Below are 22752 nucleotides of genomic sequence, written 5' to 3'. Positions count from 1 at the left end.
TCACTTTTACACATGAATTTCTGAAGAAGCTGCATCACCGCATGGCGATTTGGGCATATGGACACAGCGCTAGGACGACATGTAGAACAGCTGCAGCGCACGCTTGAGGTTCTCGATTGCCGAGAAATGCCACATGGCGATTCCAATAAGCCCGGCTATCGAAATAGCGAACATCGTCCATTTGGCCACTGTCGCGCGCTTTGCAACGTCACCGAGCACGCGAACCTCCACTTGTCGCCGTGTACGTTGCAGCCCAACATCGACACCATGGGAGACACAAACGTCCGCCAAGGTGTGATAGAGACTTTTCGGCAGAATGCCGGTATCAAAGGTTTCTGCGCCCGTAAGATGCTCTTCCTCGATCTTGGCCAGCATCTTCTGAATGTGCCAGCTCAGCCAAGGATTACGGGGCTCGTCCAGCAACAAAATGCCATCCCGCATGTTGATCGTGTTTCCTTGGCGCGGCTTCAGGATGACAGCGAGGGTCATCAAGAATCGAATGGACTGAAAATCTCGGAATACCCGCCAGATGAATTGATCCTCGACTTTCTCGCGCCACGGACCCACAAAATTTCGCAACGACCAGTGCAAGAGATAGACGATGACGCCGCTCAGTCCGAGGATAAGCACCAGGTTCCCCTGGAGGAACAGCGCGGTTCGCCGAAGGCTCGAAGCGGCCCCACGCCACATATCGAGCGGCAACGACCCGAATACATCTGCCAGGCGAGGATAGGTACCGTAAGCAATCACAAAGAGCATGCCGACGAACATAAGGAGCGTGATACCACCAGCGAGAATCGTCCAGGTGAATGCGGACTTAACCCGATCCAATAGCCGCGTGTAGTCCGTCAGGTCCCGTAGACATTGCTCCAAGGCACCCGGGCCGGCCATTTCAGCAACCGCGAGAATCATCACATCTTCATCGGGCACAATATCTCGCAGGGTTTCACTAAGCTTGCCCTGCCCATCGGTGACCAAGCGCGTCGCAAGATAGTCCGACAGGTATCCTCGCGTTGTCGTCACGCCACCGTTTCGTTCACAATCATCCTGAAGAATGTTCTGCAACGTCTTCTTGCCTGCCGTGGCCTCCATCTTGTCGCAGAGACCCTCGTAGAAATCCGCGCGCCGAGATTGAAACGCGCGAACTGCAAATTCATGCTTCAGCGAGTATTGCCCGAGACTTGCAATCCAGCTTCCTAGTGCGCTGATCATCCCTTTCTCCCTTGCCCCAAAGAGCGGCCGACTTCCACCGTCTCAAACGCCTTGAATCGGGGTTCGATCTCTCGGGGATCCAGCATCCCGCGGTAGGCTTTGTAAATGGCGCAATCCATCGCGGACTTACCGGTCATGTCTTCGCTGGTGTAGTCCAAATCGGGCCTACCGAAGTAGTGGCGGTTCAGTCCAGCGTTGTCGGCGCGTCGAATGAAGTCCAACGCACGATCGTCCAGACCGGGTTCAATCATTTCGGCAACGACCGTTCTGTCATTCAGGCCGAACAGCTCTTTGAACCCCTGCTTCTTACACAGGTGGCAGCCGTCCGCGTTTCGAACCTTGACGTTTGCGCGCGCATCGATCCGGTATAGACGATCCAACCGGTCGGCATATCGCTCCCAGAAGTCGCCATTGCGGAGGTGACCCTCCGCATCCATGCCCCCTTCTATAGTTAGATGGTCGAAGTCATGCTTGCAGTCGCAGAGCTTGGGTATCAGGGCCTGATACACCACCAACTTCAGAATGCCGGCGGACGCAAGGAAGTCACGAGAAACCCCAATTACCTCCGAGGCCAGGCGATCCGGGACCTGGGCGCTGGAGCCGGCGTGGGTGGTCGTGTATAGGTTCGTTCCGGACGCCGCAAGATCCATGAATGCCCGCCCTGTCTCAATGTCGCGGATTTCGCCAATCATCAAGTCATGCATTGCACTGCGCTTTGCGGCCGCCAGCTTTCTTTCAAAGGGATCGACATCCTCCAACCGTGTGATCGTGTTCTGAATAGCGTTGGGCAGGATGTACTCGACGGGGTCTTCAAAAGTCACCACTTTTCGGTACCCCGGAATCAACTGAATCGCGGTGGCCAAGGACGTCGACTTTCCCGAGCCCACGGTTCCGGACATGACAACTGCGCCGCCGCTGGCAAGGCGGGCACGGTCCAGCATTCGAACATGAGAAGGCAGATACCCCAGCTCTTCGAAAGACTTGGGCCTCTGTTCCAGGTCAAGGTGCAAAATTCGCTGTGTCACTGATACGCCAGAGTCTGCAGCCAAGGTCGCCCACCGCAGCATGACCCGCTTGCCCTCGTCGAGGGTATGCAGGCTTCTCCCCTGCTGCTCGGTAAGCGGCTGGAGCGTTGCTTGGCCGGAGCCCTGCACTTCCATATAGGCGACGCGGAGCAGTTCCAGCAGTTGCTGGGTTGGTAGTTTGGCGAACTGATCTACTGCGACGTACTTCCCGCCGACCGTAAACCTCACTTCAGAGTATGGCCGGTCGTCGTAGACGTTCATGTGAATGTCCGCGGCATTGTGCTTGGTGCCCCACCGGATCATATCTTCGAAGATGCCCATGATGGCCGTGCGCTCGGGGTTGACCAGTGTCTTCCTACGATTGCTCAGCGTTTGCCTATTCGTGTGCCCGCGGATGATGGCGCTCAGAATGGCCGGCACCGTGACGGCTATGCGACGTGGCTCGGACATGGGCTTCTGCAGCTTATTGGCAACGAGCTTTTCAACTTCGTCTGCCAGGTCCGAGTTCATGTAGTCCGACTGGCAGAGCAGGACTACCGCGCCCGTTTCCAGCAGAATTGGGCAAACCTTGGAAGCGGACAGCGGCAACAAGTCAAGATCCTTGTAGACAGCCTCCTGAAAGCGCACGTGTTTTGCCAAGTCATTCTCGGAGCTGACGACCGCTGGCTCGCCCTGTGCTTGAGCGGCAGCCGTGGCTATAGCTCCCGTCGGCGACCCGCCCGCCTTGTGGACCACGCTCGCGGGCGCTTGGGGCCGAGAGCCTACCGTTGCCGTTCCACGGGGTACGGGCAACTTCTGTGCCTCAGGCGGTCTTCCGGGGGCAGCCCTTCGGCTGATCTCGGGTCCAGAGCCCCGCGCAGCTTTGGCAGCCCCCTTCCTCTGCTGCGCGCTGGCATCAGACTTCGATTTGCCCCCGAATAGGCTTCTGAAAAAACCCATAGTCTGGTAGTTCCCGATGCCGATTATTTGGTGAGAAAGGGAGGCGGGGGCGCGATTACCCCGAACTGGCCAGGCAGCGCCGCCGTGCTGTCTTGTCTGCTGGGCGCGGTGCCGCCACGGTTAAAGTCCGACGGGGTAGCACCAGGGCCAAGGTTCGGCTCATGGCGGTAGCACGCGGTCTTAGCGCCATCCTGAAACGTCACCGAAACGCATTGCCCACTGATCGACTTGAGGCGGGGACCACCGGAGTGGCCGACGGCATACGGGCGGCCGGCCCGGAACTCGTATTGCTGCCCGTTGTACGAGACCACGGCCGTAAGCTGGGCGGCCACACCGTAGATGGCTTCGACTTGCGGCGCCGCCGGAGGCGGCGGCGGTGCGTTGGCGATCATCTGGGCAGCTTTGGTCTGCTCGCGGGCCGCTTCGCTCTGGCGAGCTAGTTCAGCTTGCGTCGGTTGGCCCGCTTCCCGCCGCATCTTGTCGGCCGCGATCTTTGCATCCAGGTCAAGGAGGTCTGCGACCTGCCCTTTGGTGTTCTTCAGGGCGGACTTCTCTGCAGCCACTGCGGAGGGATTAACCTGGGCCTGTGCCCAGCAAAGGGAGGTGCTCACGATAAAGGTGACGCCAACGAAAAGGCGCGCAAACCCCGGGTTTCGATCACTTTGCACTTTGCACATACATTTCTCCGATCAAGATCATTTTTAGTGGGCTGGAGTTCAAAGACGCTTCAACGTCAATCCGCTCGATGTCGACTTTGCGAATGGAAGAAGGCGTCACATCGACATCCCACACTGAGAGCGAGCGCAAAGGCCCTTCCAGAATCAACGGAATCGAAGCAGGCACCAGCAGGCCAGATGGCCTGGAGATCGCCTTGCCATTTCCATCGGTCGGCGTCCCTATGGACCATGGCTCAGCGCTCGGCAGGCGGATAGCGGTGAACGCGGGCAGAATCTCTTGCAGCTGACTAACGGGCTTGCGCAGAATCTGCTCTCGCGTTGGGAGAGCCCCCACGTTTACCCCTCTGGTCGAGCCTTCGATCGCGAACCCCCAACTGCCAGTTGCGGTACCCATGGGGTCGAAACTCGCCGTCCAACCCTTTGGCACCGCGGCGTCGAAGCGGTTGTTGGTTGTCCCATACGCGTCGCGGAGATACGTCGCTGCACACAGCCATCTTTGTGCTGAGGGAGTGCACCCCGCCTTGTGTAGACGCCAGCCGTCCAGTTCCAGAGGAATTCTGGTCAGCTCCTCGTACAGCTTCTCGACGCCCTTGATATGATCGATGCGCCTGCCGGAGGCCTCTTCCGCGACAGCGCGCGCCCAAGCCAATTCCGGCTCCTGCATGTTGGCGCGCAGCTGAGCGAGCTTCTGCTCTCGCGAGTACCCTGCGTGCCAGTCGGATGCGACCTGCCACGCGAAGAACGCAGCAGTGAGATACAGGCAGACCTTTACCGGCTTCGGCAGTTGGTCGAAGCTAAATCTACGGAGTTCAAGCGGCTTGATCTCGACGTTCAGCAACTCCTCCAATGCGAGATGCTCAACGTTGTTTTCATCGACGTTTCCGTAGAACGTCCACGCGCCGCCGCCTCTGTCCGGATCTTGGGCTTCACTTTGCAGCTGGTGCAGGCGCTGCCAGGCCATGTCTTGATCGGTGTAGATCAGATCGCCATTGCGACGGACCATGCCGTTCTGCGACAGCACCACCCAGATTCGCCCATCATCCAGGATAAAGAAGCCTACTGCCGTCCCGTTTGGCCGAAACATCGCGAAGGCGGACGCCGCAGGATAGAGCTTGCGCTTTCCGATCTTCTTGAGGTCACCGCGACTAAGTCGGACCGTGCCGAGACCAGCCTGTCCGTTGTTGGATACCACGACATAATGTGAGGCCTTCAACGTCGTGGCAGTCTTTCGGGCGGCGGCATCGGTACGCCCGCCCAAAAGCGGCGCCCAGTCAGCGCCAAAGACGAGCGTACGGTTGTCGTCCGTAATCAACGCCGGCGCGAAATCCTCACGTGCGTTCGCGGCCAGGCCGCGTCTCCGGAGCTTCATTCTCAAAGGCCCTCTTCGACCTGCGCGGTGACGATGATCAGGTTGTAGGTCTTCTGGTTGTTGGTGGAATTGGACCCGCCAAAGAGGATGGGGGCCTTTTCGTCCATCCGGCGCCGTGCCGTCTGGTCTTGATCCTTCTGGAACCCGGCGATGACGAGCGGTTGGCCGGCCTGCAGCGCTACCTGTTGCACCATGCCATTGCCGCGCACTGTCAGTTGCTGGATTTCGATGCCGCTCTTGGTGTCGCCGAACTTGATCGTCTGGAGCGGATCGTTGATCGTGCTGTCGTAGGAGATGGTCAGAAGAATCTGCCCATCCTCTTGCGCATCAGGCACCAGGGTCAGAAATTGGCCGACGGTAACGTCCTTCTGACGAACGGACACGTTGGGCACCGTGGTGAAGGAGCCGCTGCTCGAGTCGCTGGAGCTCAGGCCGGTCGTCTGAACCTCATTGATGTAGGAGAACGTCTTGCGGTCCGCATACGTGATCGGCCGACGATTCAGGGCTGTCAACGGGATTGCCGTCTGCCGCGTGGTCGTGCCGATCTCGTCGAGTGCGCGGATGATTGCGTCCGACCCCTTGAAAGGACCGCTGCCCACGGTTCCCGATGCGACGGTACCCGCGGCCGCGGTGGCGCCCCCGATCGGAGAAGCACCTGCCGCGGCGGCGCTGGCGGTGGTGTAGACCAATTTCCAGTCCAGTTGGCCATCGTGCTGATCGTTCATTGCCACCGCGACTTCTTCGAACACCAGGCGCACCCGTCGGGTGAGAATCCGGTTCTCCCGTTCCAGGAATTCGTCGATGTTGGCCAGGACTTCAACGGTATCGGTCACCACGATGGAGTTGGTCCCGCTGGCCTGCGCCACGATGCTGCCGGCCTTGCTCAAGAACGGCTTGACCTTGCTCATGACCGCTTCGATCGGGGCAACCTTCTCCTCGCTCTTGAGGTCCGTCTTGGACGTAGAGTCGAAATTGCTGCCGGACTTGCTGTCGGCGGCGCCACCGCCGCTCGACTTGCCGTCCAGGCCGATGCCGGCGTTAACGGTGGCACTGGTCAGCAGCGCCCGGACGTTGAACGCCTTCGTCGCGACCCGGTAGAAGACGATTTCCGGTCGATTGTTTTTGTCCTCAAACTTCCAATGGACAGCCAGGCGACTTGCGACCGCGTCCAGAGCTTCGGGCAACGGGCGCACGCCGTCCGGCAGCTGCGCCATACTGGGCATCGGGATGAGAGGCGTCAGGTTCTCGGATTTATCACCCTCGAGCCGCGGGGCAAACGCCTCCTGCGCCATCAGCGCGTCCGGCGTCACCCGCGTGTTGATGCCGGTGGCCATTTGGATCCGCTCGGCGATCGTCTGCAGCGAGGTAGCCCCACCCTTGAACATGAGGGCGGTGTTCACGTCACGCCGCAGAGCCGTGGGTAGCGTGACTTCGCGCGCGAGCGGCACTGCCTTACCGACGATCCAGGGCTTGTCCACCATGTTGGCTTGCATCCGGCGATCGCGGTCTGTGATGCTGGTCTTGTAGTCCTTGATCCGGCCCTCCACCTCGGCACGGCTCCGCTTGGAGGTTTCCAGCGCGTTGTCGGAGTGCTGGATGGCGGAGCACCCGCTCAGCAAGGCCAAGGCCACGGCCAGGCTCATCTTCCGCAGGGCAAAGGTCTGTTCGCTATTCTTCATATGTACTCGCTGTTTCCGTAGATCGCTGGGCTGCCGCTATCGTGCCGAGGTGCGGTCGCACGACTCGGTATAGGGGACCACCCGCAGCACCTTGTTGGTGTAGAAGCATCCGTGCACCGGCGTGTCGCCCAGCTCCGTCGAGGACAGCAGATCCTGTACCGACGTCTTGAAGTCAGGGGTAAAGCTGGCCGAAGCCGTCAGCGGGATGTCGACCTTGACCTGCCAGTGTTCCGGCTCAAACACCCAGCCGGCGGCCTTCGCCCAGCGCACCAAGGTTCTGCGCAAGTTGACGTCGCTGACCGATACCGAATACGGGGGGCGTGCGGGCTCGATCACCGGCACCGGCTCTGTTGCCGCGCCAGCGGGACTGACGACCGCCAGCTGACCCGTGGGCGACTGAATGGGAGCGGCCCCGGCGACCACCGGGCGAGCGCCCGCGCCCCCGGCCAGGTCAACCACCCGGAAGGTCTTCAGGTACCGTTCGATGCGCACGCCAGCCTGCTGCGCGGCCGATGCCAGCGCCGCCTGGTAGGAGGTCCCGGTCGGCAATGCCACCAGGCGCGAGAAGGCGCTGGAATCACCGTCGAGTTGCACTGTACCGATGGCGGGCGGCACGGCCTGCATGATGGCCATCGACAACGGCATTTGGCCTGCTGCGCTGCCGGACGGTATCGGTGCCAGCCAAGCCATTTCGGGGAATGACCCGGTCAGCGCATTGGTCGATACGCCGCCGCTCACGCCGGCGCCGCTAGCTTGCGGTGCCAGTTGCGGCGCCTGCGGCGCCGTCGTGAGCGTCAGCGGCGCCCCGGCGATCGGCACGCTGGACGGTCCAGGTTGAAAGGGAACTGCCGCCGGGGGCGGGGGAGTTCGCTCATCGATGAACGCCAGGGCCGGCGCGCACAACGCAGTTGCGAGCACGCCACCCAGCAGCGTACGTAGGGTGTTGATCGGCATCGCGGTGGACTTCATTGGCGGGTTTTCCTCTTGGATTGATCGGTACTTGGCTTGGTCTTGGCGGTTGCCTTGGGGCGCTGCCGTTGTGCCGCTGGTGGACTGTCATTCGACGTCGAAGCGAAGCCAAAGGCCGCGTCTTCATCGCGCAGCAGGTCTAGCGCAGCGCTCAACGCCCGCTGGGGCGAGGTGGGCCGAGACATGCGACGCACAAGCCATAGGGGGCGCGCGTGGTAAATGCCCTGTCGGAACTTGGAGCGGAGCCTGCGTAACAGCCACCCCGGCGTGCGCCGCTTGACCCGATTCAGGTAGAGCAGCCAACCGCACAGGGCCAAGCCGATAGGCCACTTGACGTAGAACGGAATAATCCCGGGCGAAAATGCCGTGGGGACTAGCGGCGCCAGCACGTACATGGGCACATCCGTATAGGGGATGCCGACGTTGAGTGCGGTCTTAGTCCATTCAGCGCGCTTCATGCCGCGGCCTCGATGTCGTACTCGTTCGCAGGCAAGGCCTGTCCATCGATACCGTGATGCTTGAGAAACTCCATAGCCTCAGGCGCCGTCTTCCCGGTGATCGCCATGAATGTCCGTAAGGTCATCAGGTGTTCGCGCACAGGAGCAAGCGCTTGCATGCGAAACGAAGCCTCACGATCCTCCACAACCCCGCGGATCAACCGCGAGCGGTCCCTGTAGCTCACTTCTTCCAGGCGCTCCTGGCACTGTCGATCCTTGACCAGCCACGATTGAATGGAGTGCTTCCTACCGTCACGCCCCCGAAACAGCTTCTGCCCCACCACGACACGCAGCACATCGAGCAGCTGCGACGCGCGATCTGGCTGCACGTCCTCGGGGAACATGTTGACGGTACGGGTGAAGTAGTTGTCGGGCCCTTCGCAGTGCAGCGTGTGATAGGTGGCATGGCCCGTCGATGCCATTTCGAAGCATGACGCCATCGACGCACGATCGCGCGTTTCCCCAATGATGATTACGTCGCCCTTGCGTCGCATCGCATTGGGGCCAGCATTCTCGAAGGTCTTGAGGTGTTCACCGATGATCACCTGCACCGGCTCGGGCATACGCCCATTGGCCAGGCCGTCGTAGATGTATTCCTGGGTGTCCTCATAGAGAAGAATCCGGACAGGATGTTGACCTTCCAGACGAGCGCGATTCGCAGCGGCAAGCAAGGTGGTCTTACCTGAACCCGTCGTGCCGATCACGGCTGCTAGCCCGTGCGAGATCAGAAAGCTCTCACGAACCTCTTCAGGCAGGCCCAAGGTGTCAAACAATGGCGGGCGGCCTGGAATTCGCCGCAGGGTGATGGAAAATCCCTTGGACACGCCGTTGATGTAGCCCGCGGTCGCGTTGGCCCGGAACCGGATCCAGGACTCTGAGCCGGCCTCTTCCTGCAGCGTAGCAGGGAAGTCCAAGGCGTCCCGGTCCAAGAGGCGCGCCCCGCCGGTGATCGCGCCATACAGATGAGCCAGGCACTGCTCCAGCTCGGCATGTTCCAGGCGCCGGTCGTTCATACGGACCCAGGCCCCCTGGTCATGCCCGAAAACGTAGTCTTTTGACTGGAACGTCAGGTCCGAAATCCCCATGGCGTGCGCTTGCTGCAGCGCCGCGTTCAACTCCTGCAGGGTGAAGCTCGGCGGGAGGTCTAGCCTCCTCAGGGGAATTGAGCTTTGATCCAGTGCCATTTCAGCCCCTGTTCGTAGCGATGCGCAGCCGCAGGCCTGGTCGCACTTCCGCAGGTGTCAGCAACCCGTTGGTTTCGAGAAGCGACTGCCAGCTAACCCCGAAGCGTGCGGCGAGCGAGTAAGCCGTGTCACCGCCTCGCACCTCATACGTGTCGTCTGAAAACGCCTGGGCGGGCGCCGGCGGCACGTGGACGACCGGAGGCACACGCGGTGCGGCGCCGCGGCCGACCGGCGCGATGGGCGTGCTCTGTGTCGCTGCCTGGGCCGCAAACGTGCGCTGGAATTCGTCCGCGTACGCCTTTGCATAGATCTCCGCGCGCAGTCTGGCGATTTCCTCGGCCGACAGCTGCGACGGGGGCGCCTGGACGGCGGGGGCCGAGCGCACCGCGGGCAGAGGTGGCGTGGAAGGCTGGGCTACTGCGACGGCCTGCGGTTGGAGGCCGGGCGCATCAGGCGAGATGACCGCGGGACGCTCGGCCCAAACCTGCCCTGGCCGCACAGCCAACATGGCCGGCAGTTCGACATTGAAGGCGACGCTCCCTAGTCTCGCGTGGCCGGGCTGGACCGTGGCCACCGAGGGGGCGGGCCTGGGCGCATATGCCGAGGCATCGGTCACCCCCCCGTCCTGGCCGATTCGAATGCGAATCACCTGGCCAGCGGCGGGTGCGGCCGACTGAGGCGCGCCGCTCCAGGCGGAGTCTGCCGCAGGCTGGGTCGGCTGCGTCGCCGGCAGCGGAGCGGCGACGGGCGCCGTTTGGACTGCGCCGGGCGCCGATGCCTGGGCATCCATAACCCCGGGACGCTGGGCCTGCGGTTCAACTCGCTGCGCCGGCACGTAAGGCTTAAAGGCCGGATTGGCCAAATTGGTACTTTGCGCCGGAATGGCCGGCGTCGGCGCCGATCCGGCCGTCGGCTTCCAGCGACCCGTGTCGGTATTGAATGAGCTCGGAACGGTTATGCGGAAGACCGTGTCACCGACGATGATCGTGTTCGGATCCGTCTGGTTCACCACGTCTTGCGAGGTCGCCAAGCGCGGCAGCGACACCAGGCCGCGGCCATGCAGCTCGTAGAAGGTGCGCATTCCCAGGTAGGTGCGCTCCAATCCGGCCAGGTTTTCTTCAAAGATGCGCTTTGCCTGCTCGCGGCCCTGGAGGTAGGACTTCTGGATAATGTCCTGCCAGTACGCGCGTTCCTTGTCGTCCTGGGGCAATAGCTGGGGATTCGTGGGCAGCGCCGGCGCGTCAGCTTGGGCGAGCAGCCCCATGAGCAACCAGTCCCGCCAGGACGGCGCGCCGGTGAAGAACCGCGCCGGCTCTTCGATCTTGTAGACGCTGCCGGCCACCCGCATGGTCTTGCCGCTCTCGCCGAGCGAGGCGGTGTTGTGAGATGCAACCACAACGGGCGGCAGGACGCCCTGCCCCATCACGAGGTCACCGAACCTGAAGGTCCGGTCCATCGTGCCGCCCATATCATTGATCACCTGCAGGATCTCGTTGGCCGCCTCGATCATGCCGGTCTGTGTGCCGAGCGCCTGCGCGGTGGGGCGCAATATGGCCTCTCGGACGGGAGATATTCGCGGGGCGACGTTGCCGGCCTTTGCGTTCATCAGGGAGTTGAGCGCCTCGCTTTGCTGCGCCAGAGCGCATGCAGGGGCGCCCCCGAACGCAACGGCGATGGCCGTTGCGAGCAGAAGCCTGGAGATGCCCGAATTGCGGGCGCCTTGCTGTTTCGCTTGCATGCCTGTCCGCCCTATCGGTACCGCAGTTCCATGTACCCGTCGCCCAAGACGACGTTCGCCCGTTGGCCGAACTGCTTGTCGATGTCACGCAACAGGTCCAGATAGCTCGTCTGCGTCACGTTGACGTAGATGTAGATGGGCATACGCGGCTGGGGACCCGTGACGGTGAACTTCAGGAACCGTTGCCGCGCCACCTCGTTCAAGAGGACGGCGGCATCGCCCTGCCAAGCGACCGAGATGGAGTCGCTGGCGAAGTTCGGGCGAGGGGCTGCGCTGTCGGCTGCGTCGCTCCAGGTCGGCTGCGACTGAACACGGCCAAGCGCGCCTTCGAGCTGGTTCCGGACGGTCGAAGCCGTTTCACCGGGCTTGCCCAGGCCTTGGTTGTTGGTGGCGCAGCCCGACAGGGCCACCATGCCGACGACTGCGGCCGTACGCAGGAGCTGAGTGAAAGAGTGAATTTTCGAGTTTCCGTCGGGTTGGTCCATCGCTGCATCCAGGCTTTTAATAGTATGCTCGGTAATAATAACTCATACTAAGTTTGCGACTGGACGCGATGACACACAATTTTCAGGACCTGGGCGGCGTCACAAATGACAGAGGGCGCCTATGCGCCCTCCGTGCGAATCACCGAAGCATCCTGACCGCCGCCTAGCCCACTCTCATTGCACGAAGAGATCCAGGACAGGGTCCACGCTCGGCTTGCTGGATTCGGCAGCCCGACGCCCAGGTGGGTGGGCAAGCTGGGCCGGGGGCATGACCGGCGCCTCCGGCGGCGCCAGCGGCGCCGGTGCTTTTACTGCGAATGGGGGCGATGAGACAGGAGCCCTGGCATCGTGCCCATTCCACGTCTCAGTCGGCGCACGCTGACGAGGGGGAAGGTACGGCGGCTCGGCCCGACCGGCGACTTCTACCAGCTGCAGCCGGCCGTCGGCCAGCTGCTCGACGTCTCTTACCGCGATTCCGGCCGCCTCCATGGCCATGCCCAAACGAACCAAGCGGCGAATCTCCCGGACGAGTCCGCCACGTCCCTCGCCGTCCTCGAGCACCCTGTCCGCCAACGGCATGAGGTCGGGGAATTGGCTCAGCTGGAAGCGCACCGTATCCGTGTTGGGTCGCTGCTTGGCCATGGTTACCCCTTCGCGTGCATCGCTGCCATGTATGCCGCCTTGGCCATGCCGCGGGCATTCGCGAAGCTCGGATTCGGCGGAATGGTGATCGCTTCTGCCGGCAGGCCCGGGAAGATCTGATCACGGAGGCCATGGAGCAGCACCGCGCCCCCGCCGACAAAGAGCGTGCGGCCGAACTGCGACGCGTCCTGCAGACGCTTGGCCACTTCGTGACGTACCTGGTCGGCGAACTCCTGCAGCATGCCCTGGACGATCGCGCGCACGTCGTGTTGCTTGCCGTACAGCATGTAGGAGCCGGACGTTACCGCGACTTCGAGATACTTGATCGGGATGTCCCGGGTGAGCCCAAAGTCTGCGCGCAGCTTCTGGTTCAGCCGGTCATACAGCGTAAGCGCACCCACATCCGCGGTCCCCGACATTTCCTTGTACAGGCCGGTGCCACCTTCACGCACCACCGCCACATCGAGGGTCTTGCCACCAACGTCCAACACCGCGATGGGAGCCATGTCCGACAAGATCTTGAACTGCTCGTTGATGTTGCCGGCATCGTCATAGCGCTGGTCGAAGAACGCGGCGACGGCCTCGGACAGGACGTGGTGCGTATGCACCACGGGCACCGGCACATCGGCCATGCATCTGATCGGCTTCAGCAGGTTCTGACGCTTCGCCTCGATCAGTTCCTTGTTGGGCAGCTCGCCGATATAGAAGCGGTCCACCGGCAGACCCGACACCAGGCTGGTGGGACCCGCCACGCCGGCGCGCCGCAACGCGTGATGAACGAGCGCGCGGTTGAAGCCCGACGTCGGGTAGTCGTTGGTCCGCGTGTCAACGTGCTTGCCCAGCAGATCGTCGGCCGTGATCGTGACGAATTCGTTGGGGGCGGTCTCATACAGCTTGTCCAGCCCCTCGCCGGCGCTCGACTCGGTCAGGGCGGCGGATGCCACCTTGCCCTGCCACGCCCGGGCGGGCATCGAATACGTGGAAATCGGCGCGCCCGGGTTCATCACGGCGATCTTGATCGCATAGTGGCCGTCGTCGGCGCCCGCAGGGATCAGGTTCTTTTGTTCGCTCATAGGGATGCATCAGTCCAGTTGGGGTGGCGTACCACCGGGATGTTGCCGAAAAGCTGGTCCGCCCCCGGCCGGGAGCAGGTGGTGCCAGATTCGCGACAGTTTCAAATTTCCTATTGGTATGAATCATTATATTGATTCATAATGAAAAGACCAAGCAAAGAGCGGCATTTTCTTCCACTGAATGACATTCGCAATGTCATTCGATGTCAGTAAGCCAGCCGCACCGGACATCGCCAGCTGCCTGCTGGCCCTGCAAGGAATCGTGATATGCCCTCCTCTCGTGCCCTGATCGGCGACGACATACGCACCTCCTGGCGCGAATTTGCGCCGGTCCTTATCGAACTTGCGCGCCACAACCTGCCGCTTGTCGATCGGACCTGGCAATCCCATCCCGGATGGCGCCTGTTGCGCGACGGGCTGGTGCCCATGCTCCTGGGCACCCCATACAAGTTCGACGTTCATCGGCCGGGGGGGTACCACCACCAAGGCACGCTGGACCCCGACCTCGTCCCGGACGCCAACCGGTGTCTGAATCTGTTGCGGGCCAAGATCTGGCAACGCCTCGGACGTCGGTGCAGCGTCCGCAAATCCGAAGAAATGATCGAACAGATCATCCGTTGGCTGGAGCACCTCACCGTGGCTTGCTCAATGGATCTGGAGCTGATCCAGATGGACTTCTCGACCGACCTACCCGAGGTGGGCTCCGTGGTTCACCACAACAACCGCTATGGCCTGGTCCACGCATCCACCGCCGGCACCAGCTCCACGTTGGTCTCCAACATGGCGGCCACCGACCGTGTCGCCGCCCTGGTCGATGATAAGTTCCGGGCCCTGCGCGACTGGCTCGCTGCTCAGCCCAACGGGCTGGCGGATCTGACCAAACGCTTTTCCGAGCTGGCGTACGAGTTGGAGGAGCTTCGATTTGGCGGGCATCCGAATCACGCGCTTCCGGAATACATGAGCGTGTCGTTCTCCCAGTACAACGGGGAAGTGCGAACAGTCGTTCGCCAGATCAGGGCCCGAAAGCGCGAACCCAGCCCGGCGTCCCAATTTGACCAGCAGGCAGTTCTGGCCAGCTTGCACGTGCGGCGATCCTCCCTTCTCGTCCAGCGGCGACAGCGCGGTCTTGCCGGCGCCCTGGCTGCATTCGCCCCCCATCCTCAAGACGGCTTTGACTCGGTGCCGGTCATGGCCAAGCGCTGGCGCTGGCTGATCCACTACCCCCACGCCTTCACTACCCTTCGATCCATCCTGGAATCGCTCCCGGCTAAGGTGTACAGCGAGCCTCGGCACATGCTCGAGTTCATCAACCTGCAGGTGGACATTGCCGTCTTGGAGACGAACTGGGACGACGGCGGCGAATTCGCCGATCTACTCACCGAAGCTCTCGCCACCCTGGATCTTGACGCCGCGACGCAACAGCGCGAGGCCGACTGCAACACGTGGCAGGACGACCAGCGCGCATCGGCCTGGTGGCTCTGGTTCAGTGTTTCGGGGGCGCCACTGTGGGCAAAGCGCACCACGGCCTGCCTCGACGAAGCCCAGCAGCCCCTTCAGGCCGCCCTATCACGGGCCAGGCAACAGATCGCGTCGACTGGCGCCCACATCGACGCGGTTCTGGACCAGATCCTGCGGGAGAACGGTCATGCTCCCGACCGCCTATTCACGCCGACCAAGTCCGACCCCTTCTACTCAGACATGTTGAAGGCCTTTCCGCCTCCCAACCGCCTCGTTGATGCTCCGGTGATGCAGCCACTACTGCCCGAACTACGCCGGCGGCAGGCAGCATCTGCCGACGCCTGAATACCCTTTCGATCCACGGCCGGCCGGTATCTACTGCCGGCCGAATTCTTTGGGCTGCGAACCCGCACCTATATCTTGGAGCAAGGACGCCGCTGTAACGCCCGTCGCCCCATCAGCCACCGAGGAAAGCATATGACCGACCACCCAGCAGTGCAAAAGCCCAAAGCCCGCATCGCATTCGAAGCGTGGCTCGCACGCCAGAACAACGCCCCTCTGTACTGGAACCAGTCCGATGCAATGCTTTCGGCATTTGTGGCAGGCCACGCAGAGGCAACCTCCGCGATGCAGGCGATCAGCGAACCGCACCCTCCCACGGCCGTACCCCAATCGGCTGAGCACTCCGGGATCGCCGCTGACGGGCCGTTGCCGTCGGCCCACACTGGTCATCTGGTGGGAACGGCAGCGGTCCCGGTCCTCACAGCAAGTTCGCCGGGCACCGGGATGCCGCTGGCCGTGGAAGTCTGCGTCCATCGCCAAGGCAATCGAGATTTGGTCAGTGGACTTTTTCCGATGGGCACCCCGTTACTCCCTGGCACTCACACGCTGTACGCCGGTGGGCGGACACCTGTCGAGACGCCGGTCGCATCTATCCAAGTCCCCACCGGAGATTCCTGGAGAGAAGGCGCTGCCGGTCGCCGACCGGCTCCCGCTGCTGACGATGCACAGACAGCAGCTGCACGCGACGTGCTGGCCGAGCGCCACCGGCAGATCAGCGTCGAAGGCTGGACCCCCGAGCATGACGACGCCCACACAGATGGAGCGCTCGCCCAAGCGGCTGCATGCTACGCGGCCAGTTCGCAAAGCCGCGATATCTCGTACATGGCACATCTGTGGCCGTGGTCGACTGCCTGGTGGAAGCCGGGCACCTCCCGCGGTGATCTGCTCAAGGCCGGCGCCCTGATCCTCGCCGAAATAGAACGCCAGGACCGCGCCCGTGCCGCCTTCGAAGCCCAACGTAAGGGGGATGCGTGATGGAATTCAGCGTCACAAAATGCCCCCATTGCGGCGGCGTCAGCGGCGTTCTCACTACCGTCCGCTTCAAAGCTATCCGCCTCAACGGCTGGAATGGCCAGGATCAGGACACCGAAAACTTCGAGGTTCAGTCGGAAACTGATCCGCGCTGTATCGATTGCAGCAAGCCGGTGCGCGCCTACGTTGTCCGCGCCTTCCAGCAGAGCGGCCAGAGCGCGGGGAGGTAGGCGTGGCACGCAACCCATGGACACCCGTAGAAGAAGCAATCGTGTGCAGGTTCTACGCCAACGCGCCAACCAAGGTCATCGCAGCGGCCCTTTCGCGTTCCGAAACATCGGTGTATCAACTTGCGCAGCGGCTTGGGCTGCGCAAGTCCGAAGCCTATTTGTCCGGCCCAGAAAGCGGTCGCCTGGATGGTGTCCGCGGGGGCGCCAGTCGATTCCAAAAGGGCCAACAAGCCTGGAACAAGGGCCTGAACTTCCAAGCCGGCGGCAGGAGCGCTGAGACGCGCTTCAAGCCGGGGACCCGACCGCGCAACTGGCAGCCTATCGGCAGCTATCGCATCACCAAGGACGGGATGCTACAGCGAAAGATCAGCGACGCGCCGGGGAGCAACAGCAGGCGCTGGCGCGGGGTGCACGAACTCGTATGGATTGAGCACAACGGCCCGGTGCCTGCTCGCCATATCGTCGTCTTCAAACCGGGCATGCGCACCACTGATGCCGACCAGATCACCATTGAGAAAGTTGAGTGCATCAGTCTCGCCGACAACATGCGCCGTAACACCCTCCATCGCTACCCCAAAGAAATTGCCCAGGCCATTCAGATGCGCGGGGCTCTGAACCGGAAAATTAGAAATGTCGAAAAACATCAGTGATTTGCGAGATGCCATGTTCGATGCCATTCAGGCGCTCAAAGAGGGCAAGATCACCGTCGAACAAGCCAAAGCAATAAGTGATATTGGCCAGGTCATCATCAGTAGCGCCAGAGTGGAAGTCGATTACATCCGTGCTACCGACGGCGGCGAAAGCACGTTCATCGAACCTACCGAAGAATTGCCTCCGGGAGTAACTCGTCACCGTTTGGGAAGGTAAACAAGGAGGGCCGATGATCGCCACGAGCGCCCAAGCAGCATCTCAGTCGCTAGTGGCACCCCGTTCATCAACGCCACCAGCGGCCCAATTCTTTGGGCCGAATGGAGGCAACGGTATCTTGAGGTGTAGACGTCGTTGAGACGCCCCCGATCACCAATCCGCTACCGCGTAAAGAACATGACCGAGCAGAGCATCATTGCCTCCCCTAGCCGCCATCTGGAGCCGTGCCCGTTCTGCGGCGCCTCCTTATTCGCCCAATGGGATCGCAAAAATCCCAAGGCCAAGTGCCCCACCGAAGGCTGCAAGGGCGCACAACTACCCGTCCTAAACCTCGACGTTCCTGCTGATATTGCGGCCTGGAACACTCACCATGTCCCGCCCAACCCGTGTGGCACGGACCCGGCGGCTGCGGCCCCTGGCAGTTTCCGGGGCGAGCTGGACCGACTGGGAAAGATGGCGCACACGGCCATGAGCCAGGATGCGGGCGACATGCGCAATAGCATGAAAGACTTGGCCTGCCGCCTCCTGGCGTTGGCCAGGGGCACCCCCATGGCACTCGACCCCGTAGCCGCTGTCCGTGACGAAGTGCGCCACGCGCTGCTGGCTTTCACGGCGTTTGCGGCCGAGCGTCGCGCCGAACTGGGGAACCTTTCCCCCGAGATGGAGACAATTGACGTGCGCGCGTGCGCCGCCCTGGCAGACGCCCCTGTCTTGATGGCGCTGCCGCCGGTCGCGTGGCGGTATCGGCCCAACGATGGCTTGAAGCATCCCGCCTTTACCGAACTTGAGGCGCAGGCCCTAGCCTACGATCCATCACCTGTGCCCCTTTACGCCGCTCCTGCAGTGGATCCGTACGGCTTGTTCGTGGCATTACTGATGCTCAAGGAAGCGGTGGAATACACCCCTCTGGGGATCCGGGGAATCATGGCGCTGGAGCAAGCCCGAATCGCCATGGCTGCCTATAGTGGTGCCACTCCCCAAGTCGCCACCCCTGCCGGCCGGGTGGTGGCGTGGAGAATCCACGATGCAGGGCTGAACAAGGGCTATCTGACAGATAACCCGAACGTCGCAAAGGTGTTGATCGCAGAAGGCGGCAATACCGTTCTGCCGCTTGTCTATGGCGTTGGGGCGCTCCAGGCCAGTACTGCCCCAATCTTTCTGCGGATGGTGCAGCTTGCGCGAAATCAGAAGACCTACGCCGCCATGAAATTGGCGTTGGACGCAGCGCTGGACGTTGGTCACGCAAATCCCAGTGCCGACGAAGCCCAACAACCGGGTCCCGCGGCTGCGACGACCGATCAGCAGAGCACGGGGGCGTGACAGATGAGTCGATCCCTTGGACAGCATGCGCGCCACAAGGCCGCGAAACGCCTGGTAAGCCCCGAGCAGGAAGGCAGAGACGCGTTCGCCAACGGGCTTCCGGCGAGCGCAAACCCCTACACGGTCGCGGGCCACGGGAAGGGCCATGCCTGGCTGCGTGGTTGGAATCGCGCCGCCACGCTGCACGGCCGCGGCCATCGGCGAGGGAGGCAATAGGCATGGCCGGCAAGCACAAACGGAATCTCGACCGGCACACAAGCGCAGAGCAGGCCGAAAACAACATCCTGACGGCGCTATCCAAGTGGGGCGCCACGTCAGGGGAGCACTGCCGGTCACTGTCCGCCATTGGCTATGTCGCCTTCCCAGGCTACGACTTTCGGATGCCGCAGGGAGCGGCGTTCGCCGTTGCACGAATCGTGCGTAGCATGGAAAAGCGCGGCCTGGTGCGATATCACTGCGACGACTGGCGTCGAGGATATTTCTTGTGCGCACTCCCCCCAATCGGAAGAAATCATGACCGCACAGCAGCCTTTCGCGCGGGTCACGACGTCCCGACCATGACCGCTTCCACTTCGACCATCAAGGAGAGCTGATGACAAACCCAAGCGAAACGGCCTTACCTGGGCAGGACCCGATCTATGACGCCATCGTCATCTTGACCGAGGACGCGGATGCGCTCAGAGAATGCCACACGCGGGCCGCGGGCGACTGGACGGGCGAGCCCGAAGCCAAGGCCCGGTTTGACTACATGCAGACCGTAATTTCCGACCTGGCCAAGCTTCGCGCCATGCGTGCAGCCGGACCGTTGGCTACCGTCATGAGCTGCGGCACAAGCGACCACTCCGGGTCGGTGTTCCTTGACGCGATCTGCGAGCCAGGCCAGCTGGCACGCCCTGGGGACAAGCTATATCTCGTCGCCGCCCCTCTCTCGGAGGCCCGCCCGGCCGGTCCTGACGCGCTGCGCGGGCCCAACACAAGCACCGGCGCCGGTGTGGACATCGGCGGGAACACCTCCACCGGCCACGGCGAGCCTTGTGCTGCGGCCGTGCTTGATCTGGTCGAGAACGTCCCTTGCTCCTGCCCCAGTGCTGGCGGCTCTCTGCGCTGGCCATGTGCAAAACATCCGCCGAAATGACCATGCCGCCGACCAATAGCATTGCTCTCGAAATGGCGGGACGCCGAGGCCAACGCGCCAGGGACCGTGACGCTACCCTGATCACAGTCCTGCGATCCCGCATTGGGGGCCTGGCCCCGGTGGGTACCGTCCTCAAGCCCGTCTCCAACATGGACTTCCGATTCGTTTACTTTGTCGTCGGACATTATCAGGATGCATACCTGGGGGGCGACGGCCTGGTGCTGCAGGTCTGCCACCGCGTCCACGGAAAGCTGATCCGCCGGCCTGGTGAGATCTTTCGAGACGACATTCGAGCCATTCGCGGGGGCGCCTACAAATGCCTCCGGTACAAGGCGGAGAACTGCTTCGGAATCCGCATCGATCCGCCGTATTTTGTGGCCGTCACCTGGCCTGGCTCACAATTCGATATGTTCGGCGCTCCCCCCACCTGCCCGATCTCAGATAAGGCCGTTGCGGCTCGCCACACCAACGCCGCGGTCGACCAGGACTCCGCCTGCAATACAGCCCACTGGCAGCACGACCATCGCGCCGCGGTACAGATCGATCTCAACTTTATCGGGGGCGACACCCCTGGAGCCAACTGAAATGAACCAGACAATCGCGAATGCACGAGGTCTGCTGGCGACGCACGGCGTACAGCCCCACTTGAGCACCCTGTCCGCCCCCGACGTCGCCCTCGTTTTAAGCTTCATCTTTCATCGCTTCGGCGCCCCCGTCGACGCTGGAGAGCTGCCCACTCGGGTTGTGTCGGCCATCCGCCGTCTCGAAATGGCGCTCGAGGCGCCCAACTTGGGCCTGAGCCATTTTTTACTGCCGAGCACCGGCATTCCGACGCCGGGTACGTCAGACGCGGCAGTGACCGGGTCAGCCTCCGGCCCCACCGAAGATCTGTGGTCCGAGATCATGCGGTATGCGGAGTCGGGGGAGACGCCCACGCCGGATCGATTGAAAGAATGGGCTTCGCAGCATAGCCGGTGCATCCCTACAGCCGCAGCTCTGGGCACAGCCGTTGCCAAACAGGACCAGGTCGGCGATGGTCCCGCCGAGGGCGACGACGATCTCGTAGACAAGGTCTACGAGTTGCGGGCCGCCGTCCAGGACAATTCTCGAGTGTCGAGCTCCGCGCGTACCCAGCGCGTGGCCAGTGCCGCGGAACGCGAACTGATCGCGGGGATTCGCGCCATGCAAGCACGGCTGCAGGTATTCGAATGCCGCCCCCAGGCTTCGCCGATCGGCAGTACGGATGCCGACGTCCGTTCGGCCGCGATCGCACACCTAGAGGGCCTGACTTGAGACCAGATCACACAGGCTTTGGGCGGAGGGCGTCGGGCTAGACATCCTGCACTTGGTCCATGGTGCGGATAAGCTGGCGACCCTGGACCAATCCGTTGCAGCCCCGTTCAATACTCCGGTGCTCATCGCCTACGCTGGGGGCCGACTTGAACACGCTGGACGCGGTCACTGCCCTGATGCGGTGGAAGGACATGACAGCCGCGATTTCGACTGCGTGGTGTGCCAAGCAATTGGCGGCGACGTTCCGCCCGTGGCTGCGCCTGACAACGATGTCGAATCCCTCACGCACGAACTATGGTCGGCGGCGCAGCTGGGGCCGCAATAGGGCATCGCCGACAGGGCAGACCGCATCACGACCTTACTGAGCCGGCATTATCCGGCGGCTCCCAGCGCCTCTCAATCACCTCGGACTTCCGCAGGATGCATCTGGTCTCGTTCGCTAGCGGCACGATTCGCACTCCCGTGCAGGGACGGATCGTTGCCTCGCCCTCCTTGGACGGATAGCCCAGCAGCGCATCCCATATCGGGATGCGCTTCACTACTTCTTCAGCGAGGCCAGTCGTCGCTGCGAACACCTTCCAAGAAGCCACGACCGACTTCAATACGCAGAGAGGAATGGTGGCGCAAGATCTTCCGCGCTATCTCAGGCGAGGCGTAGTCCGTGAAGTCGAGGAGGTAGCTGTAGGCCATTTCACCGCTACTGCCGTCCAACTCCTCTGCTTCCACATCAGCAAGATTGCCAATCTCATGCAGTTCGAGGCCCAGCAGCTCGGCATAGGCTTGCGATCTGCTGCGTAGCGGTGGCTCGCCAACGTAGTCGTCATCACCCCAATTTGTATCGAGTTCCGCTTTGGTAACTTGGCAGTCCAGCGCACCAAAGGAATGGCGGCCCAAACGATCCACATTCAGGAAGCCTTCCACATTCACCATGTGGCCAACGTAGGGGCGTTCAGTGTCGGCGCCCAAGCCAACATGGCCATCCAGGTAGATTTCCAACAAGCCGCCAACGGGGACCTCGTCAAACTCGACCTTGAAATCGAAGCACACCTCGTCAATGCCAGAGTAATTAGCGTTGGCCATCTCGCAATTCACGTCTTCGTCTTCCCTGACGAGCTGATCTACATGCTCACGAAGATAGTTGTCGAAGTCTGCGTAAGAGGTGTGAATGTGAACATGAGGCGCTCGTTCCTTGAAGGCGGCGTCGATCAACTCATGCAGTTGGCTTGTCATGGGGGTCGCGCCAAGTTCGCTGGCGCGCTGATCGAGCTGACAGTAGTCGAGTACAACGTGGTGTACATTGCCAAAATCTTGGGGTTCGAGTACGGCTACCTGCGCAGCCTGGTAGGAGGCTAGGCTCTTGTAGCCAAGTGCCGCAACGATAAATTGCTGCGCGTGGCCAAGCCGCACAGGTGCGGCCATGGATACGCTGTTCTTGCGAACAGAATGGGCTAAGTCGGAAATGCCGATGGGCATACGATTCTCCTGATTCTAGCGTAGACCAATCGAGCGATTACTTGGCCTACGCCCAGGCGATATCGCATGGTGGTGGCAAGAAAGACGGGGGAGAAACAGAACGCAGTCTTGATTGAGCCGCTCGAAGCTCAGGCGGACAGGGCCTAGCCCACATTCTCCGCGAAAAGCCGCCC

Annotated in this window: 23 protein-coding genes; 10 read left to right on the top strand and 13 right to left on the bottom strand. The window is 62.1% G+C overall.

Annotated features, from left to right (window positions below; translation table 11 throughout):
• Window positions 1-69: 69 nt before the first annotated feature.
• The 12 genes from U858_RS0123660 to parM form a co-directional block, all read right to left on the bottom strand.
• Window positions 70-1212: a hypothetical protein gene (locus U858_RS0123660; RefSeq protein WP_025139627.1), complete on the bottom strand. Its 1143-nt coding sequence runs from the start codon at window positions 1210-1212 to the stop codon at window positions 70-72.
• Window positions 1209-2876, bottom strand: a complete 1668-nt coding sequence (locus U858_RS0123655) for an ATPase, T2SS/T4P/T4SS family (RefSeq protein WP_232786590.1) — start codon at window positions 2874-2876, stop codon at window positions 1209-1211. The genes U858_RS0123660 and U858_RS0123655 overlap by 4 nt, the downstream gene beginning before the upstream one ends.
• Window positions 2877-3199: 323 nt before the next feature.
• Window positions 3200-3853: a hypothetical protein gene (locus tag U858_RS0123650; RefSeq protein WP_025139625.1), complete on the bottom strand. Its 654-nt coding sequence runs from the start codon at window positions 3851-3853 to the stop codon at window positions 3200-3202.
• Window positions 3834-5222: a type 4b pilus protein PilO2 gene (gene pilO2, locus U858_RS0123645; RefSeq protein WP_025139624.1), complete on the bottom strand. Its 1389-nt coding sequence runs from the start codon at window positions 5220-5222 to the stop codon at window positions 3834-3836. The genes U858_RS0123650 and pilO2 overlap by 20 nt, the downstream gene beginning before the upstream one ends.
• Before the next feature lie 2 nt (window positions 5223-5224).
• Window positions 5225-6901: a type II secretion system protein GspD gene (locus U858_RS0123640; protein WP_051593667.1), complete on the bottom strand. Its 1677-nt coding sequence runs from the start codon at window positions 6899-6901 to the stop codon at window positions 5225-5227.
• Window positions 6902-6937: 36 nt separating this feature from the next.
• Window positions 6938-7870 carry a toxin co-regulated pilus biosynthesis Q family protein gene (locus U858_RS34365; RefSeq protein WP_025139622.1) on the bottom strand — a complete coding sequence of 311 codons (933 nt, stop codon included), beginning with the start codon at window positions 7868-7870 and terminating at the stop codon, window positions 6938-6940.
• Window positions 7867-8328, bottom strand: a complete 462-nt coding sequence (locus tag U858_RS0123630; protein ID WP_025139621.1) for a hypothetical protein — start codon at window positions 8326-8328, stop codon at window positions 7867-7869. The genes U858_RS34365 and U858_RS0123630 overlap by 4 nt, the downstream gene beginning before the upstream one ends.
• Complete coding sequence (locus U858_RS0123625) at window positions 8325-9551, bottom strand: ATPase, T2SS/T4P/T4SS family (RefSeq protein ID WP_025139620.1); 1227 nt, start codon at window positions 9549-9551, stop codon at window positions 8325-8327. Before U858_RS0123625 ends, U858_RS0123630 begins: the two co-directional genes overlap by 4 nt.
• Before the next feature lies 1 nt (window position 9552).
• Window positions 9553-11289, bottom strand: a complete 1737-nt coding sequence (locus tag U858_RS34360) for a type IV secretory system conjugative DNA transfer family protein (protein WP_025139619.1) — start codon at window positions 11287-11289, stop codon at window positions 9553-9555.
• A gap of 11 nt (window positions 11290-11300) precedes the next feature.
• Window positions 11301-11774, bottom strand: a complete 474-nt coding sequence (locus U858_RS34355; protein ID WP_081821701.1) for a DotD/TraH family lipoprotein — start codon at window positions 11772-11774, stop codon at window positions 11301-11303.
• A gap of 174 nt (window positions 11775-11948) precedes the next feature.
• Window positions 11949-12416, bottom strand: coding sequence for a hypothetical protein (locus tag U858_RS35995; protein ID WP_025139617.1), 468 nt, complete (start codon window positions 12414-12416; stop codon window positions 11949-11951).
• 2 nt (window positions 12417-12418) lie between these two features.
• Window positions 12419-13489 (bottom strand): ParM/StbA family protein, encoded by a 1071-nt coding sequence (parM, locus tag U858_RS0123605; protein ID WP_025139616.1) that lies wholly within the window; start codon window positions 13487-13489, stop codon window positions 12419-12421.
• 267 nt (window positions 13490-13756) lie between these two features.
• On the opposite strand from parM, the gene U858_RS0123600 reads away from it, so the two are divergent.
• The 10 genes from U858_RS0123600 to U858_RS0123555 all read left to right on the top strand — a co-directional run bounded on the left by U858_RS0123600 (window position 13757) and on the right by U858_RS0123555 (window position 21106).
• Window positions 13757-15292, top strand: coding sequence for a hypothetical protein (locus U858_RS0123600; protein WP_025139615.1), 1536 nt, complete (start codon window positions 13757-13759; stop codon window positions 15290-15292).
• 132 nt (window positions 15293-15424) lie between these two features.
• The gene (locus U858_RS34350) at window positions 15425-16264 is read left to right on the top strand and encodes a hypothetical protein (RefSeq protein ID WP_025139614.1); all 840 of its coding nucleotides are present in this window, start codon (window positions 15425-15427) and stop codon (window positions 16262-16264) included.
• Window positions 16264-16491 carry a hypothetical protein gene (locus U858_RS0123590; RefSeq protein ID WP_025139613.1) on the top strand — a complete coding sequence of 76 codons (228 nt, stop codon included), beginning with the start codon at window positions 16264-16266 and terminating at the stop codon, window positions 16489-16491. Before U858_RS34350 ends, U858_RS0123590 begins: the two co-directional genes overlap by 1 nt.
• A gap of 2 nt (window positions 16492-16493) precedes the next feature.
• Window positions 16494-17141 carry a hypothetical protein gene (locus U858_RS0123585; RefSeq protein ID WP_029954249.1) on the top strand — a complete coding sequence of 216 codons (648 nt, stop codon included), beginning with the start codon at window positions 16494-16496 and terminating at the stop codon, window positions 17139-17141.
• Window positions 17122-17358 carry a hypothetical protein gene (locus U858_RS0123580; RefSeq protein ID WP_025139611.1) on the top strand — a complete coding sequence of 79 codons (237 nt, stop codon included), beginning with the start codon at window positions 17122-17124 and terminating at the stop codon, window positions 17356-17358. Before U858_RS0123585 ends, U858_RS0123580 begins: the two co-directional genes overlap by 20 nt.
• A gap of 177 nt (window positions 17359-17535) precedes the next feature.
• The gene (locus tag U858_RS0123575; protein WP_157838848.1) at window positions 17536-18678 is read left to right on the top strand and encodes a hypothetical protein; all 1143 of its coding nucleotides are present in this window, start codon (window positions 17536-17538) and stop codon (window positions 18676-18678) included.
• Window positions 18679-18896: 218 nt separating this feature from the next.
• Entirely contained in the window at window positions 18897-19271 is a 375-nt protein-coding gene (locus U858_RS0123570; protein WP_025139609.1) for a hypothetical protein, read from the top strand.
• Window positions 19271-19813, top strand: a complete 543-nt coding sequence (locus U858_RS0123565; protein WP_025139608.1) for a hypothetical protein — start codon at window positions 19271-19273, stop codon at window positions 19811-19813. Before U858_RS0123570 ends, U858_RS0123565 begins: the two co-directional genes overlap by 1 nt.
• Before the next feature lie 2 nt (window positions 19814-19815).
• Window positions 19816-20397, top strand: coding sequence for a hypothetical protein (locus tag U858_RS0123560; RefSeq protein WP_157838847.1), 582 nt, complete (start codon window positions 19816-19818; stop codon window positions 20395-20397).
• Window position 20398: 1 nt separating this feature from the next.
• Entirely contained in the window at window positions 20399-21106 is a 708-nt protein-coding gene (locus tag U858_RS0123555; protein WP_025139606.1) for a hypothetical protein, read from the top strand.
• A gap of 546 nt (window positions 21107-21652) precedes the next feature.
• Here U858_RS0123555 and U858_RS0123545 read toward each other — a convergent pair.
• Window positions 21653-22579, bottom strand: coding sequence for a hypothetical protein (locus tag U858_RS0123545; RefSeq protein WP_025139605.1), 927 nt, complete (start codon window positions 22577-22579; stop codon window positions 21653-21655).
• Between the last annotated feature and the right edge of the window lie 173 nt (window positions 22580-22752).

The sequence above is a fragment of the Achromobacter sp. DH1f genome (genome assembly GCF_000633435.1).
Taxonomy (GTDB): domain Bacteria; phylum Pseudomonadota; class Gammaproteobacteria; order Burkholderiales; family Burkholderiaceae_B; genus Achromobacter; species Achromobacter deleyi.
Note: the sequence above shows the minus strand (reverse complement) of the source record. Positions and strands in the feature narration are given on the sequence as shown.

Bases quoted from the DNA above. Each gene is read 5' to 3' on its own strand.
- parM (WP_025139616.1), bottom strand. From the start codon at position 13,489: ATGAGCGAACAAAAGAACCTGATCCCTGCGGGCGCCGACGACGGCCAC.
- U858_RS34360 (WP_025139619.1), bottom strand. From the start codon at position 11,289: ATGCAAGCGAAACAGCAAGGCGCCCGCAATTCGGGCATCTCCAGGCTT.
- U858_RS0123630 (WP_025139621.1), bottom strand. From the start codon at position 8,328: ATGAAGCGCGCTGAATGGACTAAGACCGCACTCAACGTCGGCATCCCC.
- U858_RS0123580 (WP_025139611.1), top strand. From the start codon at position 17,122: ATGTCGAAAAACATCAGTGATTTGCGAGATGCCATGTTCGATGCCATT.
- U858_RS0123600 (WP_025139615.1), top strand. From the start codon at position 13,757: ATGCCCTCCTCTCGTGCCCTGATCGGCGACGACATACGCACCTCCTGG.
- U858_RS0123565 (WP_025139608.1), top strand. From the start codon at position 19,271: ATGACAAACCCAAGCGAAACGGCCTTACCTGGGCAGGACCCGATCTAT.
- U858_RS35995 (WP_025139617.1), bottom strand. From the start codon at position 12,416: ATGGCCAAGCAGCGACCCAACACGGATACGGTGCGCTTCCAGCTGAGC.
- U858_RS34350 (WP_025139614.1), top strand. From the start codon at position 15,425: ATGACCGACCACCCAGCAGTGCAAAAGCCCAAAGCCCGCATCGCATTC.
- U858_RS0123570 (WP_025139609.1), top strand. From the start codon at position 18,897: ATGGCCGGCAAGCACAAACGGAATCTCGACCGGCACACAAGCGCAGAG.
- U858_RS0123640 (WP_051593667.1), bottom strand. From the start codon at position 6,901: ATGAAGAATAGCGAACAGACCTTTGCCCTGCGGAAGATGAGCCTGGCC.
- U858_RS0123560 (WP_157838847.1), top strand. From the start codon at position 19,816: ATGCCGCCGACCAATAGCATTGCTCTCGAAATGGCGGGACGCCGAGGC.
- U858_RS34365 (WP_025139622.1), bottom strand. From the start codon at position 7,870: ATGAAGTCCACCGCGATGCCGATCAACACCCTACGTACGCTGCTGGGT.
- U858_RS0123625 (WP_025139620.1), bottom strand. From the start codon at position 9,551: ATGGCACTGGATCAAAGCTCAATTCCCCTGAGGAGGCTAGACCTCCCG.
- U858_RS0123590 (WP_025139613.1), top strand. From the start codon at position 16,264: ATGGAATTCAGCGTCACAAAATGCCCCCATTGCGGCGGCGTCAGCGGC.
- U858_RS0123650 (WP_025139625.1), bottom strand. From the start codon at position 3,853: ATGTGCAAAGTGCAAAGTGATCGAAACCCGGGGTTTGCGCGCCTTTTC.
- U858_RS0123660 (WP_025139627.1), bottom strand. From the start codon at position 1,212: ATGATCAGCGCACTAGGAAGCTGGATTGCAAGTCTCGGGCAATACTCG.
- U858_RS0123575 (WP_157838848.1), top strand. From the start codon at position 17,536: ATGACCGAGCAGAGCATCATTGCCTCCCCTAGCCGCCATCTGGAGCCG.
- U858_RS0123545 (WP_025139605.1), bottom strand. From the start codon at position 22,579: ATGCCCATCGGCATTTCCGACTTAGCCCATTCTGTTCGCAAGAACAGC.
- U858_RS0123555 (WP_025139606.1), top strand. From the start codon at position 20,399: ATGAACCAGACAATCGCGAATGCACGAGGTCTGCTGGCGACGCACGGC.
- U858_RS34355 (WP_081821701.1), bottom strand. From the start codon at position 11,774: ATGGACCAACCCGACGGAAACTCGAAAATTCACTCTTTCACTCAGCTC.
- pilO2 (WP_025139624.1), bottom strand. From the start codon at position 5,222: ATGAAGCTCCGGAGACGCGGCCTGGCCGCGAACGCACGTGAGGATTTC.